Consider the following 14,383-nt stretch of genomic DNA (forward strand, 5'->3'; position numbering starts at 1 on the left):
GTTATAGCCGGCATTTTAACTGGCAACACCAAACTGTGCTTTGGGAATTCCCAGTAGTTGGGTAATGATATTGGCGTATGGATAGGCAGGAGAAAATACGGCGTAATCGAATTTCAGCCCCCTGATCTGTACCACAATATCATCGATAAATTTCATTGGCTCGAGCAATGCACTAATCAAACCCGATTTAGATTCGTCGCTTTTCTTTTCATGAAAAATATCCAGATCTCCCTTATAAGGTTTAAAATCAGCACCTATGCCCTCAACAGGTCCCTGAAACTCATCCGAGCTGAAAAATGTAACTTCCTGCCCTTTGTTAATCAGTTCGTTTGCCAGGCCCAAAATCGGACTTGCAGAACTATCGTATGGATTGGATAAAAAAAGTACGCGCGACATATCAGTTTATTTTACAGGGATGATGCTTTCCGGCGCTGCTGATCTAAGCTCAAAAGTGCCTGTTGTATTGTTGTTATGGTGATTAAAGGCATGGCTTTTCTGTCCTGGCCTGCAATCTTGCTCACGGTAATGCCTGTTTTTAAAGTCTAACCGGTCGCGGTATCCGTTTTGAACGGCCAATACATTTAAACTGTAAAAAGTTGCTCCGGCTGCCGCTAAGGCTAAAAATATTCTAAATGCTCTCATGGCTAAATTAATTTACGTTTATACTGTTTGCGATACCATTACCCTGAACGTTTGGACGGTACCATTGACCATCAATTGGGGTAATTTGCTCAAAATGGTTAGGATAGTACCCGTTAAACCTTTGGGCAAAATGCCTGTGTCGTTTATAGGCAAACATCCTGAACACCATCCCGATTAACATCGCGATTAAAATAAATTTGAATATGAATGGAACGAAGAATACGGCTGCACCGAGTACTATTCCGAATCCTATGGCTTTTAATATTTTTTTCATGGCTATTATTTCCTTGTTTGATTAGGTAGACGGGGGAGAAAAGATTTTACTTTAACTTTTTTGAAATATTTTTATGAATAGGTTGAAGTGAAGTCAGATGTTACCATCTGACTTTGAGATAAGCAATCAGGCTAGAAACGTGTTGAAATAAAAAGCCACAGATGCTCAGATTTAATCTGTAGATCTGTGGCTGTATTTTAGGCCCTTTTATTAACCATACAGTCTTTTGAATATCTGTCCCTGTTCATCGGAAAGCTATACCATTAACGTTATTACGCAAACTGTCTGTAGAGTTCCGAAGGGCTCTACAGATTAAAGAATGGATAAGAGTCTATGACTCGTTCGTAATTATTGAGTTATAAACTCAATCTTATTCACCATCCGTAGAGATGCTACGCTTAACTCTACGGACAGAAACCTGAGAGGAATCTGCAAATAGATTTCTCGACTACGTTACCGATGTAAAATCTGTATAAGTTGCACTCCGCTCGAAATGACGATCCCAGAAGGGCTGTCACCCAAATTGATTTTTCAAAAAGAGAAGTGAGCTATTACCTGCTACTTTTAGATACTCAACTATGCAGCGGCTAATGTCCTTCGACAGGCTCAGGATGACACCTGTTAATTGGAACCTCGACCTCTAAAACAAAAAAGCCAGCTAAGCTGGCTCCAAAAATTCTTTATCGTTGATCGTGGCGACCCCAGCCACCACAACGTCGTTTATATTCTTCCTTAAACTTTGCTCTTTCTTCCTCGTTCATGCTATGCCATTTTGCACGCATGCTATGTGCCTTTTCGCGAAAGCCACCGCCGCCACCACCTTTATTAAAGTTACCGAACAAGATCCGGCACAGCACGAGCAGACCAATTGCCTGCCAGAAATTAAGTCGCCCGGCATGGGCTACTTCAGGTAAAATCCAGTTCCACAAGTACATTACTACAAACCCTAGGGCGGTGGCAATTAGTGCTACCACGGGTAAAAAGAAAATGAATTTCTTGCCTTTACTAAACTTTCTATTTCTCATCTCCTGCAAATTTAATAATTGATAAATTCCTGATATAAATTTTGTAAGCGGTTGCGTAAATGTTTTACGGCGTAACCTTTTCGCGATATTAAAGTTTTGATGTTTTCGCCGGTTTCATCGGCCAGCTCCTGAAAGGTGCGTTCTTCTAGTTCATTCTGCACAAATACGTATCGTTGGTTTTCCGGCAGTTCTTCTAATGCTAAAAAAAGCTGGTCCCAAAACAATTTTTTCAACCCTTCTTCTTCCGGCGAGTAGGATTCGGCCAGCAGGATCTCCCTGAAATTAATTTCGCCATCTTCTCCTTCAAAAGTAAAATCTTCGAGCCGTTCTTCTTTCTGTTTGCGGTATTTGTCTGTTATTTTATTCCGCGCAACACGGTAGAGCCAACCACTAATTTGCTCAATGGCACCCGCCTCGGGCTGGTTACTCAACTGAAACCAAACGTCCTGCAGAATATCTTCGGCATCCTCATCGGTATTCACCCGCCCACGGATGAAACTGAAGAGGCGTTTACCATAACTGGCAACAGTGGAAATGATATTTTGAGGTTCGTTTTTTGGCACTATTTATCTTTTGTAAACCAGTAAACGGATGAAACCCAATATTACTTTAATTTTTTTTCACTTTTTTTCAGCAAGGCTAATTTCAATGACACGATGTTGGTCAGGAAATCTTTCCCTAACCTTATAACCTGAGGATTTTTAATTCTCCAGATAAAATCATTTCCCAATCAACCCTGCATAAAAATGCGTATAAACCGGGGTCTCCAAACCATATTGTTGGTCAGGAAATCTTTTCCTGACCTTATGAGCTGAGGATTTTTAATCCTCAAGCCAAATCATTTCACAATCAACCCCGCATAAAAATGCGTATAAGCTGGCGTTTCCAAGCCATGTTTAGCTGCCTCGCGCACAATGTAACCTGTTAACGATTCTACTTCAGTTTCGGGTTTCTGATCGAGATAGTCCCTATGCATCGACGAAGTGGCTTCATATTTCATCGATTTCATGGTATTAAAGGTCTTTTCCGAAATATCATCACTCAGCGCAATTCCTTTTGCCTGCGCAAGGCTTTTTATTTCTTCGATTAACTGTTTAACTTCAGGACTGTGATGCAAGAGTACTTCGCCAATGGTTTTATTGTAAAAAGAAGTTGCAGTAGCGGTTGGCGATATAAAAATAAATTTCTCCCAAACCGCAGTTGAGATTTTATCGCTGCATTTCACTTCAATTCCTGCATTCTGGCAGATATCGTTCAACAATAGTACTGCCGGGCCTAATGCCCCATCCAAACCAAAAGATATTTTCTGCACGTTACCCGAGTTTTCAATTACTCCGGCGCTTTTCAGCCGCGAAATAATAAAAGCACAGCCCTTTAGCACTATATTTTCCGGAAAGTGACGACTAATGATCTCATGGGCGTCTACGCCATTCAACAATGGCAAAAGCACCGTTTGCGGGGCAATACAAGGCTTTAAACTATCGAGCGTTTGAGCTAAACCATAACTCTTGGTACAAATGATAATATAATCGGCGAACCCGATTTCGTTAAAATGACTAGTTGCCAGATCGGGCTTTGCAGTAAACGATTCATCACCTTTTAGCACCTTTAAGCCATTTGCCTTAATTGCCTGTAAATGTTCGCCGCGGGCCACAAAAACAATTTCGACGGCTCCCTTTCCAGCATATTTTTTAGCCAATAAGCCACCGAAGTAGCCTCCCACACCGCCAATACCTACGATTACGATTTTTACCTTTTTTGCCATGTTGTTATTTTAAAGCCCCAGTCGGGTTTGTGCCTTTATCAACCACAATTTTATTATTTCCGTCTAAATCGGTGATATAAATTTTGGGATTCGTAAAAGGCTTTTCCGCTCCACTGTAAAAAATACGGTCGTCGGCAGTTACAAAAACATAAGGTACATTAATACCCTTAGGCGAAAGCCTTACGACTTTCTTACTGGCCAGATCTAAAACATAAACTGCTTCTGAGGGGCCGGTTAATCCGTCTAAAACATCATTATTGCCCGCATTAAAAACCAGTTTCTTACCGTCTTTAGTATAGAAAAACCGGTTGCTGCTGGCGATGGTTAAATCTTTACCTATTAAACCGGCTATTGGTTTGGTGTCTGTCACTTTACCCGAAAGATCAAAAGTGTACAAATTGGTTAAATCCTGGCCAATAATTTCGCGCTCGTTTTTCCAGGTTGGCGCGTACACATTAATTTTAGATGCGCTATCGAGCATTACATAACCCGAGTTATCGGCTTTAATGATGCCTATTTTCCACAGGTTTTGCTTGTTAAAAATATTAAAGGCAATGGTGTTCCCATCTGCCGACCATACCGCCTGGTAATAGTTATTGTTATTCACAACCAGTTGCCCCTGACTTTTATTTTCCATATCGGCAATCCAGATAGACCGGTGGCCGGCAGAATCGCTTAAAGTGTAAGCCAGTTTATTCCCGTCAGGCGAGATGGCCGGGTCAGTTGCGCCGCCAAACGAAATTTGCTTCATGGTATCGATACTGGTAGCAACAATCTTTTCACCGTCCTGATAAGCCAGGGCATAATTTTTACTGCTTAACGAAACGGTGTCTAATACCGCTTTCGAATCGCCCGTTGCCGATTGTTGATTGCTGCAACCTGTAAGTACCGTGCCGGCAATCAAAATAAAAGCCAGCTGAATGTTAAATTTCATCATATACAATTTTACAAATTGTTTTTAAACAAAAAGATTCAGGCCCCTTGCAGCACCTGAATCTCTCCTTTTTATGATGTTAAACAGACTTAACTTTTTTTCTTATCGGCATAACCAAACACTTTTTGCAGTAAGGTAGAACTTCTGGAACCCAGATTATCCCTTATTTTCAGTTCTTCTTTTGCAACTTCGATAAACAAACCATCAATTGCTTTTTGGGTAACATATTCGGTTAAGTTAGTATTAACCGGTTTTACCAGTGGCAACCTGTTGTATTGGGTGGTTAAATCGCTGTAATATTTGGTCGCATTCACTTTGTTTAAGCTGGTGCTTACAATGGGGCTAAATTTTTGCACCAATTGCGCTGTAGTTACCCTTTTAAAGTATTCGGTAGCGGCATCTTTATTACCTAAAAGAATATTGGTAGCATCGGTCAGGGTCATTTGTTTAATGGCCGAAATAAAGATGGGTTTGGCTTCGGTAGCCGCATCTTCGGCTGCACGGTTCAGGCTCACAATTACATTATCGCAAAGCTTGTTCAGGCCAATACCACGTAAGGTTTTCTCTACCTTTTGGGCTTCGGGTGGCATTAAAATTTTAACGGCCAGGTTGCCTAAAAAACCATCCTTTACCGAAAGCCTGTCGGCACCTGCTGAAATGCCAATCTGCAAGGCTTCTTTAATGCCCTGCCCTATTTCGAGGGTTGTTGGCGTTCCGGTAGCACTGGTTGCAGTGCCCTGTTTTTCGGTTACTTTTTTAAAAATATCGCTCAGTTTAATCTGGGCAGTAGCAGCAAAATTTGCAAACAGCAGAAAAGCCAGTGCTGCAGAAAAAGTGTTAATTCTTTTCATTTGGTGTGTGTTTAATCCTGTTAAGCAAAACAACGGCCAATTTTTATTGGTTACCAAAGATAAGGGTTTCGCTACAGCTGAAATGTTAAATTTTCCATTTCAGTTATAGCTGATAAAAGGGCAAAGTATCCTAAAAAATTAGTTTATGGTTAATCACTCAGAAATATTTTTTATACTTGAAAGATAATTCGATATAGCTACCTGTTTTTTTGAGATTTATAAAAAATACAGCTGGAAATAGCCAGCAAGATGATGCTAAACTAATTGCCGAGTACAAAAACACGGGCAATTTAGATGCATTGGGTACGCTTTACAACAAATACATGCACCTGGTTTTCGGGGTTTGCCTCAATTATTTCAAAGATGAAGAGCAAAGCAAGGATGCTGTCATGCAGATTTTCGAAGAACTGGTTATCAAACTCAAAGTGCATGAGGTGCTAAACTTTAAAAGCTGGCTCCACGTGCTTACACGCAACCATTGTTTAATGGCGCTGCGCAAATCGGCCAGGCAAAATAATGTTTCTATCGACGATACTTTTGTGGAAAACAGCGAGTTTGTGCATCTGGATATAGACAACACAAAAGAAACGCAGCTTACCATTATGGAAAAGTGTATGGAAACTTTGCCTGAAGAACAGCGAAAAAGCGTAGATTTATTTTATTTACAGGAAAAGTGCTATAAAGAAGTGGCCGATATTACCGGCTACGACATGCTAAAAGTTAAAAGTTACATCCAGAACGGTAAGCGGAATTTAAAGATTTGTATAGAGAAAAACAGTAGTGAATAACGATTGGTTAGATATTGATGTGCTGGAAGATTACCTGGATGGTAAGCTTGATGCTAAAGCTATGCACTTTGTAGAAAGGCAGGCTTTGGAAGATCCTTTCGTTGCCGAAGCTTTAGAAGGCTTAAAACAATCGCCAAAACGCAAACAAAGCCTTTCTATTTTACAAAAACAACTGTATGACAGGGTTGCTGAAAAGCCGGTAAAACGGAAGCTCTGGGGTATCACCACACAAAGGCTCAGCATTGCTGCTACCGCTACGGTAGCTTTTATTGCCGTGAGCATTTTGTTCTTTATGCGCGAAACGAACCGCAGGAATGCCGAAATAGCTGCCCGTAAATCGGGAGGTGTAATGGTAAACCTCGATACTACTACTGCCGTAGCTGCTGTTAGCCCTAAAGTTGATACTTTGACCAAAGTTTCTAAACAAGCCATCATTGATAAAGCCATTACCAACGCCAAAACCAGCGATCTGGCCATCAACAAAAAAACAACTCCTGCAGATTATAATGCAGAAAAGGAAATTGCTGAAAGTAAAGCAATAGCAGCGCAGGCGAGTTTAAGCAAAGCTAAAGTGAATGCTTTTGCTGCACGCAGAGCCGATTCTGTTAAAGCTAAATTTGACGGGCCGCTTGCAGTAGCTGCTGCACCGCAATCTATTGGATCAAGTAATATTGTTTTCAGCGGCAACGTTGTTGATCAGCGTGACGGAAAACCCATTAGTGGCGCAATAGTTAAACTGGCAGGATCGAAGAACATCACAGCTACTGATACGAAAGGATATTTTACCTTGCCAGCCGATAGCAGTGCTAAAGACAAGGATTTATTAATTAACGCCATTGGTTTCAAAGAGATTCCGGTGGTGGGCATGCAAGATCCGAATGCTATCCGTTCGGCGATGAGCGGAGGCAAAACCCTCAATGAAATTGCACTGATTACCGGATCAAACGGTCGTAAAAAAGAAAATATAGCGGCGCCTAAAATTACACTTCGCGCAGAGCAGAATCTTAACGGAAAATCGGCAGAGGAAATTACCAAGCCTATTCCGGTTGCTACGATTAACTATCAGCAATACCTCGAAAATAACAATAAACTGTATAACCCGAAAGGCCCTGAACAGTTTGTGATTTTAAGCTTCAAGGTAAAAACCAACGGAAGACCTACAGATATCACCGTAATTAAATCGCTTAACAAAAAAGCCGATGCAGAAGCCAAAAGACTGGTACAGGATGGACCTGATTGGGTATTGCCTAAGAAAGGCACTAATGATGTTGAGCTGAGCGTTAAGTTTTAAATCTTACCGCAAAGGAGCGAAGAGAAGGCGCAAAGCACGCAAAGGAAATTATATTACATGCTAACTTTCCAGTGAAAGCGCCATTTACAGCAATGTTCGCCATGCAAATATTTTTGCCACAGCTTAACAGATTAGATCAAATCTGTTAAGCTGTGGCTTTTATTTAGCTCCAATACTCAACCTTATCTGGAATTAAGGATTATGCAACGTATCCGAATTAAGATTGCCATCCGATAGCTATCGGATCGAGCTGGCAATGACTGTTAGAGCTAAGGAGATTGCAAATGATACGTTCTTAAAACAAACCTTTTCATGAAGAACAAGAAACCTTAAAAACAAGGAACTTTGTGTCCTTTGCGAAAAACTTTGCTTTCTTTGCGGTTAAAGCCAACAAAAAAGACCAAGGCTTTTGGCCCTGGTCTTCTGAGTATATTTAAAGGATTTTGTTTTTTATTTAAAGTAGTAAATCACACCATAAATAATGGCTGCCAGCGTAGCTGAAACCGGGATGGTTAAAATCCAGGCCCAGATGAGGTTAATGGTTACGCCCCAACGTACAGCTGATACACTTTTAACAACACCTACCCCAACAATAGAACCGGTAATGGTATGCGTAGTAGAAACCGGAATACCGAAATGCTCGGTAATACCCAGCGTTACCGCACCTGCACCTTCGGCAGCAACACCTTCAAGCGCTGTTACCTTGGTAATTTTCGACCCCATGGTTTTTACAATTTTCCAGCCACCGCTCATGGTACCTAAAGAGATTGCCGAATAACAGGCAATTGGCACCCATGCAGGCATGGCTTCGAAATCGGGAATTACTTTAGAGGCAATTAAAGCTGTAGCAATAATACCCATAACTTTTTGCGCATCGTTACCGCCATGGAAGAAACTTAGTGCTGCAGATGAAATAAGCTGCAAACGTTTAAACCATTTCTCGGCAGTTGCCGGCTTAGCATAACGGCAGATATTGATAATGATGAGTGTTAATATCACCGAAATTACCATACCAATGATTGGCGCCAGAACAATAAACGATACAATTTTAATTACGTATTGCATGTTTACGGCATCAAGCGGGCTTGCACCGGTAAGTAAAGCATGTGTCATTCCGGCTCCTGCAAAACCACCAATTAAGGTGTGCGATGAGCTGGAAGGGATACCATACCACCAGGTTAACAGGTTCCAGATAATGGCTGCCAGTAAACCGGCAAAAATTACATGGAGTGTAATGTAGTTTTCGATAACAGTTTTAGCAACTGTATTGGCCACTTTGTGGTCGGTAAAATAAAAGTAAGCAGCGAAATTGAATAACGCAGCCCACAAAACGGCCTGAAAAGGCGTAAGTACTTTTGTAGAAACAATGGTTGCAATCGAGTTGGCGGCATCGTGGAAACCGTTAATATAATCGAAAGCAATAGCCAGAATTACAACAACAACCAATAAGGTAGTTACCATGTTTGTTTTTTATTAAGCGTTTTTAACCAAGATAGTTTCAAGCACATTCGCCACATCCTCGCACTTATCTGTTGCTTTCTCTATCGTTTGTAAAACCTCTTTTTGTTTAATTAATTCAATCGCATTGGTTTCGTATTCGAATAAACGGGCTACGGCTAAGGTAAATACATAATCGGCCTGGTTTTCGCCACTGTTAATGCGGATACAAGCATCAGCAATTACACGGATATTTTTGAAACTGCGTAATTCTTTAATTGCTTTATCAATATCGGTACACATTTCTACCAAAAGCTCAGCAATTTTAACAATCGGCTCATTAATGGCGTTCATGTTATACATTTGCATACGGTTGGCAGTGCCATAAATATAATCGGCAACATCATCAACTGCAGTAGCCAGCTGATGAATATCTTCACGATCGAAAGGCGTAATAAAGTTCCGGCTTAACTCAAGAAAAATCGAATGGGTAATATCGTCGCCTACATGCTCCAGGCGTTCAATTTCTTTAAAAATGGCTTTTCTGTTTTCAGCATCGGCTGTGCTCACCATGGCTAAAAGGGCTTCAGCAATCTTTAATGCATTGCTTCCTGCCTGCTCGAAAAGTGGGTGAAACTTTCTGTCTTGAGGCGTAAAGAACTTAAAAATATTGTTCATGTTAATTCTTAATATGTTGCAAAGCTACAAGCTCAATGTTAAGTTAATGTTAATTTCGTAATTATATTAACAAAAACGACATCAAAATTCATTTTACCATGAAGAACGTCAGGATTTTACGCAGCAGCGTACTTGCAGGCATGAACTAAATTATCAGCTTTGTTTTTTGAACCGCTAAAACAGACTGGTTTACCCTCCCTTTTGAAGCGTAAACGCGAAGGTTGTTCCGATGCCGGGCGTGCTCCTTACCGAGATGGTTTGCTGGTGCGCTTCTAAAATGTGTTTTACGATGGCCAAACCTAAACCGGTTCCACCTACTTCGCGGGCGCGGTGGGTATCGATACGGTAAAAACGCTCGAATAATCTGGCCAGGTGCTTTTCTTCGATACCAATCCCATTATCGGTTACCTCAATCAGTACCTGATCGTGCAATTCGAAAATCTTAATGGCTGTTTCGCCGCCATCAACCCCATACTTAATGCTGTTTACCATCAGGTTAATCAATACCTGACGGATTTTTTCCCTATCGGCAGAAACCGGTGTAATGGCGGTATATTTATCTTTAAAGAAAAGTTTGATGTTTTTACTTTCTGCCCGGTCTTCCAGGTTTTCCATCACCTCTTTGGCCAGTTGCACAAAATCAAATTTCTGGTAATTAATCGGCGATTCGCCTGTTTCGAGTTTCGAAATCACATCCAGATCGTTAATGAGGTAGCTGAGGCGTTCTACATTGTTTTCAGCCTTCTTTAAGAACAAAACAGCCTGATCCGGATCATCTACCAAACAATCCTGCAAGGTTTCAATATAGCCCTGAATGGCAAAAAGCGGCGTTTTAAACTCATGCGATACATTGGAAAGAAACTCGCGCCTAAACTGTTCCTGTTTTTTAAGCAAATCAATCTCCTTTTTCTTCGCACCTGCCCATTCCTTCACTTCCTGCTCTACATCGTTAATAGGATCAGAACTTACGTACTCCCCCAAAGCATCCTTTAAATCTTTACCTAATTTAAGGTTATGGATAAGCTTATAAATGAGTTTAATTTTGGTATAAATGTATTTTTCGAGCAGGTAATAAAACACCAGGAAACTACTCAGAAAAGATACCCCGAACGAGATAGCCAGGTAATACCAGCTATGCTGAAAGTAAAAATTAACCATGCCGATAGAAAGACCTACGGCAAGAGCAGTAAACAAAACCAGCACACTTAATTTCATGTGGCAATTTAAAGCTTTTATGTTAAATATGTGTTAACAGCCAGCGTTAAGTTGATTGTGTTGTAACAGCTCGTTTAAGCAAGGGGTTATAAACGCAAAAAGCTTTCCCTTTTGAGGAAAGCTTTTCAGTACAATATTGTTGTTACTATTTTTTAGTAGAATCTGCTTTAGCCGGAGTTGTTGCAGCAGGTTTAGTGCTGTTTAAGTTTCCACCAAGTGGTGATGGTGAAGGTGTTTTATCTAAACGCTCCTGAATAGCTGAGTTTCCTACAGCAGCACTACCACCGCTGGTTTTAGCAATTGTAGTAATAGATAAGGTTAAAACAACGATTGCTGTTAATAAAACCCACGATCCTTTTTCTAAAACATCGCCGGTACGTTGTACACCAAACATGTTACTGGTGCCACCGCCTGTAGCTAAACCACCACCTTTAGGGTTTTGTACCAATACAAATAAGCCTAAAGCGATACATACAATAATTAATAAAATGATTAAAAAGGTTACCATGGTAATATTATTTTTAAAATTTCTTTTCTATAGATTGGATAAGGTCGGCAAAGTAACCACTTTTTTCTGGATATTTCAAACTTAATTTTTTATAAGTATCTATGGCTTTGTGGTAAAGCATTTGCTCGATGTAAATTTTGGCTAAAGTTTCCGAAACCAGGTCGTAATGATCTTCTGCGCTTTTCTTGGCCTTATTTTCATTATCGATAGATTCGGGCTTAGGAGGCTTAATGGTGGGGTCTTCTTTTAAAAACCGTTCAATAATTTCAGCACCTTTCACATCTTTAACTTCCGGAGCAGGATATTCGGCCAAATGGTCGGCTACTTCGAATGGGGTTTGAATGTGAAAAATATGCTCTACATACTGCTGCTGAAACTCTGCTTTTTCCTGCGGCTGAGCTGTTTGTGGTTTTGCTTTTTGCTTAACCGGCTTTGCCTGTGCATAAGGCTGAAAAATTTGTTCGTGCTCTGCGCGTGTTTTGGCCAGCCACCATAAAAAGGTATAAGGAAGCTCGTCGTCGTCGTACTTGGAAACGAAACTCTTTTCATGGCTATCGGGCACCACCGTTTCTATTTCAGGTGCGGGCGCAACTACTTCTGTACTTGTTTTTTCTTCAAAAGCAAAGAAATCGATGGCAGATGCAGCTTCGATAAAAGAATGATCTACAGCAGGTAAATCTACCAACTGGTTATCAGAACCAGGTAAATGATCAGGGGTTTCTATTTCAACTGCTTCGTTCTGATTTAAGTTAACCGCTTCTTCAGGTGCTCCAGTTTCTTCAAAAACTTCCTGTTCATCCAGCTCAACAGTATCGGTTGCTTTAACCGGTACCATATTTAAAATGTGGAACAGCACATGGCCCTGGCCGTATAAAGCGGCTTTAGGTACGAACGCCGCATTTGCCCGCGCTAAAAGCAATTGAATGGGCTGCGCATATGGAAATTGTTCAGCCATTTCCTGCAACATGGATGCATGCTCTGGACCAACCTTTCCGGGTTGCGCAAGTAAATCTGCCAGTAGCTGTTTGTTATCCATTATTGAGGTTTGCTGCTAAGTTAAAAAAATGTAGACGGGTTTTTAAAAATTTTGTGTTTAACGGGCTGTTTTGCCTACCACTGTGCAAAAGCACGGTTAAAAATATCTTCTACCAATTGCTTGTTAATATTTTCGATGGCGCCGGGCAATAACGATTGAATGGGAGCCCCACCTACCGGGAAATCGAAGTAACGGGTAAAGCTTTCTTCAAAACTCTCCTTTTCGTGCTCTTTGATGTTATTTTTATATTTTACCGAAACGGTAATGGTAAGCCTGTTGGCACCAGAGGTTGGTGTTGCACTGTTTTGAAGGGCCACTGGTTTAATATCGTAGCCTGTAATACGACCTTCAAACGAAGCATCCGATTCGCCGGTTACCAGAATAAGCTTGGTTTGGGTACGAATCCTGTTCTTTAAAGCCTCGGTAAGCTGATTACTTAAAGTTGGAACTACCAGTGGTGCATTATTTTCGAATAAACGGATAGCCACATTTTTTAAGCCCGTTGTAGATGCACCGCTAAATTTGTACGAGCAAGCGTTCAGTACAGTAGCAACCAATATCAACGCAAGTATTTTAATTTTCATCATGATAAATCGTTATGCTTTTTTACAGCATGCTTATAACGGCAACAATGGCTTAAACTTATAAATTTAACTCTTTAATCTTACGGTAAAGGGTCCGTTCTGAGATCCCCAGCTCCTGAGCAGCAAACTTGCGTTTGCCTTTATGTTTTTTCAATGCTTTTTTAATCAGGTCCGATTCCTTATCAATCAGCGATAATGACTCTTCTACCTCTTCAGCATCGTGTGTAAAATAATCTGAGTTGCTATTGCCATTAATGTTATTGTTTACCGGCGCAGGTTGCTGTATGGTAAAAGCGTGCTCTTGTCCGGCTGGTAACTCTACATCTCTGTAAAGCTGGTTAATGTATTGCGGGTTATCGGCCAGTACCGTTGCGGTATTTCCACCGTGCTGAATAATTTCTGCTACCAGTTTTTTCAGCTCAACCATATCTTTTTTCATATCAAAAAGCACCTTGTACAAGATATCCCGCTCGGTAAAATCTTCTTTAGATTGTGCATTAATCGCCATTGGCAAATTACTACCGGCCTCGTTCGGGATATAGTTTAAAATGGCTTGCCCGGTAACATTGCGGTCTTTCTCCAACACGCAAATTTGCTCAGCAATATTTTTTAACTGACGCACATTGCCCGGCCAGCTGTAATTGGTTAAAATTTGTATAGCATCGGGCTCCAGGTGTAAAGCTGGGCTACGGTATTTATCGCTAAAATCGGCCGCAAATTTCCTGAACAATAAATAAATATCTTCTTTACGCTCCTGCAGAGCCGGAATACGCAAAGGAACGGTATTCAATCTGTAATATAAATCTTCACGGAATTTGCCGTTTTTAACACGGTTGTATACATCCACATTGGTTGCTGCAATAATACGTACATCGGTTTTTTGCACTTTAGATGAACCTACGCGCAAATATTCGCCGCTTTCTAAAATCCGAAGCAACCGGGCCTGAGTACCTAGAGGTAGTTCGGCAACCTCATCTAAGAAAATGGTTCCGCCATTGGCTACTTCAAAATAACCTTTACGTGCTTCGTGTGCACCGGTAAAAGAGCCTTTTTCGTGACCAAAAAGCTCCGAATCTATTGTTCCTTCGGGAATGGCACCACAGTTTACCGCAATAAAAGCACCGTGTTTACGGGCACTCATTTGGTGGATAATCTGCGAGAATACCTCTTTACCACTACCACTTTCGCCGGTAATTAAAACCGACATATCAGTAGGTGCTACCTGGCTGGCAATATCTATAGCACGGTTAAGCAAAGGCGAATTGCCAATAATACCGAACCGCTGTTTAATATTTTGTGTATCCATTCTTTAGTATCAAGTGCCTATCTTTAGTATCAAGTAACTAGTATCAAGA

General features: G+C 40.9%; 17 protein-coding genes. 2 read left to right on the top strand and 15 right to left on the bottom strand.

What is annotated here, in order from left to right; genetic code table 11:
• Positions 1-15: 15 nt before the first annotated feature.
• From OC25_RS15580 to OC25_RS15615, 8 genes are all read right to left on the bottom strand, one after another.
• A complete protein-coding gene (locus tag OC25_RS15580; protein WP_039477810.1) occupies positions 16-396 on the bottom strand; it encodes a glycosyltransferase in 381 nt (126 codons plus the stop codon).
• Between the two features lie 6 nt (positions 397-402).
• Positions 403-642, bottom strand: a complete 240-nt coding sequence (locus OC25_RS15585; protein ID WP_039477812.1) for a hypothetical protein — start codon at positions 640-642, stop codon at positions 403-405.
• A 7-nt stretch (positions 643-649) separates the two neighbouring features.
• Complete coding sequence (locus tag OC25_RS15590; protein ID WP_039477814.1) at positions 650-916, bottom strand: hypothetical protein; 267 nt, start codon at positions 914-916, stop codon at positions 650-652.
• Between the two features lie 680 nt (positions 917-1,596).
• Positions 1,597-1,941: a hypothetical protein gene (locus OC25_RS15595; protein ID WP_039477815.1), complete on the bottom strand. Its 345-nt coding sequence runs from the start codon at positions 1,939-1,941 to the stop codon at positions 1,597-1,599.
• An 11-nt stretch (positions 1,942-1,952) separates the two neighbouring features.
• Positions 1,953-2,504, bottom strand: a complete 552-nt coding sequence (locus tag OC25_RS15600) for an RNA polymerase sigma factor (protein ID WP_039477817.1) — start codon at positions 2,502-2,504, stop codon at positions 1,953-1,955.
• Positions 2,505-2,779: 275 nt separating this feature from the next.
• Positions 2,780-3,706, bottom strand: a complete 927-nt coding sequence (locus OC25_RS15605; RefSeq protein ID WP_039477819.1) for a ketopantoate reductase family protein — start codon at positions 3,704-3,706, stop codon at positions 2,780-2,782.
• A gap of 4 nt (positions 3,707-3,710) precedes the next feature.
• Positions 3,711-4,643 carry a TolB-like translocation protein gene (locus OC25_RS15610; protein ID WP_082018618.1) on the bottom strand — a complete coding sequence of 311 codons (933 nt, stop codon included), beginning with the start codon at positions 4,641-4,643 and terminating at the stop codon, positions 3,711-3,713.
• Positions 4,644-4,729: 86 nt separating this feature from the next.
• Complete coding sequence (locus OC25_RS15615; protein ID WP_039477822.1) at positions 4,730-5,491, bottom strand: DUF4197 domain-containing protein; 762 nt, start codon at positions 5,489-5,491, stop codon at positions 4,730-4,732.
• 209 nt (positions 5,492-5,700) lie between these two features.
• On the opposite strand from OC25_RS15615, the gene OC25_RS15620 reads away from it, so the two are divergent.
• Entirely contained in the window at positions 5,701-6,279 is a 579-nt protein-coding gene (locus OC25_RS15620; protein ID WP_039477824.1) for an RNA polymerase sigma factor, read from the top strand.
• The gene (locus OC25_RS15625) at positions 6,272-7,570 is read left to right on the top strand and encodes a carboxypeptidase-like regulatory domain-containing protein (protein WP_039477826.1); all 1,299 of its coding nucleotides are present in this window, start codon (positions 6,272-6,274) and stop codon (positions 7,568-7,570) included. The genes OC25_RS15620 and OC25_RS15625 overlap by 8 nt, the downstream gene beginning before the upstream one ends.
• A 450-nt stretch (positions 7,571-8,020) precedes the next feature.
• Here OC25_RS15625 and OC25_RS15630 read toward each other — a convergent pair whose 3' ends face one another.
• The 7 genes from OC25_RS15630 to OC25_RS15660 all read right to left on the bottom strand — a co-directional run bounded on the left by OC25_RS15630 (position 8,021) and on the right by OC25_RS15660 (position 14,334).
• The gene (locus OC25_RS15630) at positions 8,021-9,031 is read right to left on the bottom strand and encodes an inorganic phosphate transporter (RefSeq protein WP_039477827.1); all 1,011 of its coding nucleotides are present in this window, start codon (positions 9,029-9,031) and stop codon (positions 8,021-8,023) included.
• 12 nt (positions 9,032-9,043) lie between these two features.
• Complete coding sequence (locus tag OC25_RS15635) at positions 9,044-9,685, bottom strand: DUF47 domain-containing protein (RefSeq protein ID WP_208599622.1); 642 nt, start codon at positions 9,683-9,685, stop codon at positions 9,044-9,046.
• Positions 9,686-9,874: 189 nt separating this feature from the next.
• Positions 9,875-10,900: a sensor histidine kinase gene (locus OC25_RS15640; RefSeq protein ID WP_039477831.1), complete on the bottom strand. Its 1,026-nt coding sequence runs from the start codon at positions 10,898-10,900 to the stop codon at positions 9,875-9,877.
• A 145-nt stretch (positions 10,901-11,045) separates the two neighbouring features.
• On the bottom strand, positions 11,046-11,408 hold the full coding sequence (gene secG / locus OC25_RS15645; RefSeq protein ID WP_039477834.1) for a preprotein translocase subunit SecG: 363 nt from the start codon (positions 11,406-11,408) through the stop codon (positions 11,046-11,048).
• Between the two features lie 13 nt (positions 11,409-11,421).
• Positions 11,422-12,444, bottom strand: a complete 1,023-nt coding sequence (locus tag OC25_RS15650) for a hypothetical protein (protein WP_039477836.1) — start codon at positions 12,442-12,444, stop codon at positions 11,422-11,424.
• Between the two features lie 74 nt (positions 12,445-12,518).
• Positions 12,519-13,031, bottom strand: a complete 513-nt coding sequence (locus OC25_RS15655) for an LptE family protein (protein WP_039477838.1) — start codon at positions 13,029-13,031, stop codon at positions 12,519-12,521.
• A 55-nt stretch (positions 13,032-13,086) separates the two neighbouring features.
• Complete coding sequence (locus OC25_RS15660; protein WP_039477841.1) at positions 13,087-14,334, bottom strand: sigma-54-dependent Fis family transcriptional regulator; 1,248 nt, start codon at positions 14,332-14,334, stop codon at positions 13,087-13,089.
• Positions 14,335-14,383 lie beyond the last annotated feature (49 nt).

The organism is Pedobacter kyungheensis, assembly GCF_000812965.1.
GTDB lineage: Bacteria > Bacteroidota > Bacteroidia > Sphingobacteriales > Sphingobacteriaceae > Pedobacter > Pedobacter kyungheensis.